This window comes from uncultured Chitinophaga sp. (assembly GCF_937874145.1).
Taxonomy (GTDB): domain Bacteria; phylum Bacteroidota; class Bacteroidia; order Chitinophagales; family Chitinophagaceae; genus Chitinophaga.
Genome location: NZ_CALNBI010000525.1, coordinates 1 through 3,611, shown reverse-complemented (window position 1 = coordinate 3,611; position 3,611 = coordinate 1). Strand labels below are relative to the sequence as shown.

Sequence of the window (3,611 nt, the reverse complement as noted above, 5' to 3'; positions counted from 1 at the left end):
TGCGCGGCGGCCGAGGTAAAGATGCAGACGCACCCTGCCATAGCGGCGAGCCATGTCTTGGTTTGCTGGAATGCAGGCATAAATTCTGTTGGTTATAAAACGGGAAAACTAGGGATATTTATTTGTTATACAAAGTGCAGTGTTATGAACGGCGTTTCCAGGCATTGAGCACCGTTTCGCCGCGCGGGCTCAGCTGATACCCGATTTCAAGGCTTTCCGTCAACCCCATATTTTTCAGCTTACGGATGCTGATTTTCAGCCAGTCTTTATCGATCCGCAACGCTTCCGCCAGGTCTCCCGCCCGCTCCGCAGGGCGCTGTGCGATGATGCCGAGGGTGCGTTTGGTCCAGGCGCCGTACGGGCTCCTTTCATCCAGTCCCTGCAACTTTTTGAAGAGCTTTTCCATCTCTTCGGGGCTTACGGACTCCTCATCCCGCAGCGCGATGCGCGGATCGTCGCCGCCGTAATGAAAACGGATGCGGTAAAGCGTACCCGGCCTTTTGTCCAGCTCCGTGAACAGCGCCCGCTTCGAGGGAAATCCCGACTCCTTCGCCGTGGCTTCCGTGACGTCCGATTCCGGCACTTCCGTCACCTCGTCGATATGCAGGAGTCCTATCGCCGTGAGCAGGGTGCCCCCGGTTTTAACGGAAGGCCGCTTCCACCGCCGGTAAGCCAGCTTCACCCGCCCCAGGCGGATCGGTTCCAGGATGTTTTCTCTGAAAAGCACACCCGAATATAACGTTTTTTTAACGCATATGAACAGCCGGCGGCATGTCGCAAATGCCCCCTTAAGGTGGAAATTCCGTATATTTGTAGCTTAAATTTTGAGCGTATGAAAATAGATATCTGGTCGGATGTGGCCTGCCCCTTTTGTTACGTGGGCAAACGCCACCTGGAAGCGGCGCTGGCGAAATTTCCGCATGCGAAAGACGTTGAGGTGACCTGGCACAGCTTCGAACTGAACCCCGACGCGCAAAAAGATTATACAGAAGATCACTATACATTGCTGGCCTCCAAATACGGCATGACGCGCGAACAGGCCGTGGCCAATTCCGCACGCGTGGCGGACGCAGGTAAGGCCGTGGGCATCGATTTCAAATTCGATGACATGATCAATACCAACACCTTCAACGCCCACCGCCTCATCCAGCTGGCGGCGCAGCACGGGAAGCAGGACGAAGTGGAAGAACTGCTCTTCAAAGCATACTTCACCGAAGGCAAACATATTGGTGAAACCCCTACCCTGGAAGCCATCGCCGCCACCGCAGGCATCGATGCCACTGCCATGCTGCAAGGGACCGAATTTACCGGCGAGGTGCGGCAGGACGAAGCGCAGGCCCAGCAGCTGGGCATCCGCGGGGTGCCGTTTTTCGTATTCGACATGAAATATGCCATCAGCGGGGCGCAGCCGGTGGAGGTGTTTGACCAGACGCTGGAGAAGGTTTGGAGCGAAACGCACCCGCAGATCGTGAACCCTGCGGGCAGCGGCGATAATACCTGTGCAGACGGGGTTTGCAACGTGTAAGGCAAGCTATTTCCCCATAAAATAAGCCTTCCGGCACAGGTGAGAGACCTGGGCAGGAAGGCTTTCCTGTGCGGGGCTGCAACGGATCAGAAATTGTAACCGGCCTTGAGACCGAAGAAGCTGCGGGTACCGTCTTTGAACCAGCCCTCCCATTTGGCCTGCACATCGAGGCCAAGCACGCGGATACCCACGCCGGGAGCGAACAGGAAGGCGGAACCGTCGAGATCGCCGGTGTAATTGGCGGCGCCGGCTTCCGCTTTCACGTACAGGATGGATATCAGTTTGTATTTGATACCGACGCGTACGGGGACAGCCGCTACATTGGGATGATCAAAATTATTCTCGGTTTTGCCGCCGAAGCGCATATAGCCGACGGAGCCTGTCACGCCAAAACCGGCAACCAGCTTGATGTCCGCATTCAGGCCCACGCCGAAACCGGTGTTATTGGTTTTACTGAAATCGCCCACGGGGAACCCGGCTTCCACATAAGGGCCGATGCTGAATCGCTTTAACTGGGCGCTGGCTGCAACGCTGCCGGTCAGGAGGAGTACCAGCAGCAGGGTAATCTTGTTTTTCATGCAGAGAGGATATTTGGTGGTGATACGTAACACGAAAGTATCATTTCTTTCCCAGACAGCCCAAAACGATCGCTGAGCCGGAAAAGCCGGTACTGCCGCGTTTAACCGCTTACGTTATAACGCATTAAGGGACCGGAGGGTTCGGTATAGGGAAGGAAATTTCACGGCGGGCGGGCAATGCAATAAATTAGTATCTTCCGGCTTCCATTTTATGAAACGACTTGTTTACCCTTTAATATTATTGCTGCTGGCCGGTTCCGCCTCTGCCCAGCGCGGCGGATGGAGCCACAGTATGCCGATCCGCCTCAACACGACCGCTTCCGGGGCTGGTGTGGCGGGCGATGTAGCCGGTTACCCGCTGGCGGTTTTCCTCGACGCTTCCCGGTTCAACTTTTCCGCTGCCATTGCCAACGGCGCCGATATCCGTTTTTCCGAAACGCCCGACGGCCCTTTTTTGCCGCACAGCATTGAATGGTGGGACCCCGCGGCCAAAGAAGCCCTCGTATGGGTCCGCATCCCGCTCGTAAAAGGCAACAGCCGCAACCAGCAAATCCATATGCACTGGGGTAACCGATCAGCAATACCAGCCGACAGCTCCTCCGCCGTGTTCCCCACGGCGGAGGGCTTTACCGGCGTCTGGCACCTCCAGGAACCTGGCAACACCCTCCCCGGCGGATATGCCGACGCAACGGCCAACGAAGCCAACGCCACCGGCGTGAACATGAAGCCATACAATACGGTGAAAGGCATCCTGGGCAAAGCGCAGCGTTTCCGGTATGCGGAAGAGCAGTGGATCAAAGTAGACAGCGAAAAGCGAAAACTGTTCGATCTGACGGAGCAGCTCACCTTCTCCATCTGGGCTTTTGCGGAAGCATATTCCAACCCGGGGAATGAAGCGAAGCGGGTGCTCCCGGGCTACGAAACCCTGTTTGCCAAGGGCGATAATTCCTGGCGGTTGCAGAAGTACGGTATCCGCAGCTGGCACCAACCGGAAGCCGACCTGATCGAAATCTGCGTGGAACGCGCTTCGCCACGGGGCGACCTCTGCGTGATCGGTAAAACGGATATGAAAGTGAAGCAATGGTACCACATCACGGGGGTGCATGATTTCCCTTATGTACACCTTTACGTCAATGGCCGGCTGGAAAGAACGGAAAAATTCGATACACCCTGGAAATCGGACGATCATCCGGTCGGGATCGGTAACCAGAGCCAGTTCCCGGACAAAGGCGGCCGCTATTGGGATGGCGTGCTCGACGAAGCCCGTGTGATCGGGAAAGCGAAAAGCGCCGACTGGATAAAGCTGGATTATGAAAGCCAGCGACCCGGAAGCCGGTTGCTGGAATTCGGCGATTCTCCTCAATAGGCATTTAGTTTTACTTCCTCCGCTTCCGGCTGCTTTCCGCCGTTACGATGCCGTTATAGGAAATCGGCTGGCGGTTGTTGCTGGTTACCTGCAACGAAGCGTACCCGCTTTCCGAAATGGAGAAGAACATTTGCTGTATATC

General features: G+C 56.0%; 5 protein-coding genes. 2 read left to right on the top strand and 3 right to left on the bottom strand.

The annotated features are described in order from the left end of the window. Positions 1–142: 142 nt before the first annotated feature. The gene (locus Q0510_RS24765; protein ID WP_298718026.1) at positions 143–727 is read right to left on the bottom strand and encodes a hypothetical protein; all 585 of its coding nucleotides are present in this window, start codon (positions 725–727) and stop codon (positions 143–145) included. Positions 728–832: 105 nt separating this feature from the next. Between Q0510_RS24765 and Q0510_RS24760 the strand changes: the two genes are divergently transcribed. After that, the gene (locus Q0510_RS24760) at positions 833–1,525 is read left to right on the top strand and encodes a DsbA family oxidoreductase (protein ID WP_298718021.1); all 693 of its coding nucleotides are present in this window, start codon (positions 833–835) and stop codon (positions 1,523–1,525) included. A gap of 86 nt (positions 1,526–1,611) precedes the next feature. On the opposite strand, the gene Q0510_RS24755 is transcribed toward Q0510_RS24760, so the two are convergent. Continuing rightward, positions 1,612–2,103: an outer membrane beta-barrel protein gene (locus tag Q0510_RS24755; RefSeq protein WP_298718018.1), complete on the bottom strand. Its 492-nt coding sequence runs from the start codon at positions 2,101–2,103 to the stop codon at positions 1,612–1,614. A 211-nt stretch (positions 2,104–2,314) separates the two neighbouring features. Between Q0510_RS24755 and Q0510_RS24750 the strand changes: the two genes are divergently transcribed. Beyond that, on the top strand, positions 2,315–3,469 hold the full coding sequence (locus Q0510_RS24750; protein ID WP_298718015.1) for a DUF2341 domain-containing protein: 1,155 nt from the start codon (positions 2,315–2,317) through the stop codon (positions 3,467–3,469). Positions 3,470–3,479: 10 nt separating this feature from the next. Here Q0510_RS24750 and Q0510_RS24935 read toward each other — a convergent pair whose 3' ends face one another. Continuing rightward, positions 3,480–3,599, bottom strand: coding sequence for a DUF4251 domain-containing protein (locus Q0510_RS24935; RefSeq protein WP_366941042.1), 120 nt, complete (start codon positions 3,597–3,599; stop codon positions 3,480–3,482). Positions 3,600–3,611 lie beyond the last annotated feature (12 nt).